This is a genomic window from Pseudoalteromonas sp. SG43-7, assembly GCF_014164295.1.
Lineage (GTDB): Bacteria > Pseudomonadota > Gammaproteobacteria > Enterobacterales > Alteromonadaceae > Pseudoalteromonas > Pseudoalteromonas rhizosphaerae.
Genome location: NZ_JACJEY010000203.1, coordinates 1 through 338, shown reverse-complemented (window position 1 = coordinate 338; position 338 = coordinate 1). Strand labels below are relative to the sequence as shown.

1 protein-coding gene is annotated in these 338 nt (G+C 48.5%); it reads left to right on the top strand.

What is annotated here, in order from left to right:
• Positions 1–338: hypothetical protein (locus H5200_RS23540; protein ID WP_220497058.1), on the top strand; the 338-nt coding region annotated here is incomplete at both ends.

The window sequence follows — 338 nt, the reverse complement described above, 5'->3', positions numbered from 1 at the left end:
GGCGAAATTAAACTCGATAGCCAAGGCAACGCCACCATCATCGCTACCAATATACTCACCCTCGACAGCAACATTGTCACCTTTGATGGGCCAGTTGATTACGATATAGAAAGCCCGCAAACAGCTAGCAGCCCAAGTGCCTCAAGTCCTGCGAGTATTAGCCGTATTAATGATGTAACCATAAATGATGCAGGCGTTGCTGCAACTACCGCCAGTGTGGTCGATTTAGAATACGTTTACCAAGACGGCAGCCCGGTTAAAAATGCGCCCTACACCATTACCTTTGATGATGGAACGCAAGCGACCGGGCAACTAGATGACAGTGGACAAGCACAACT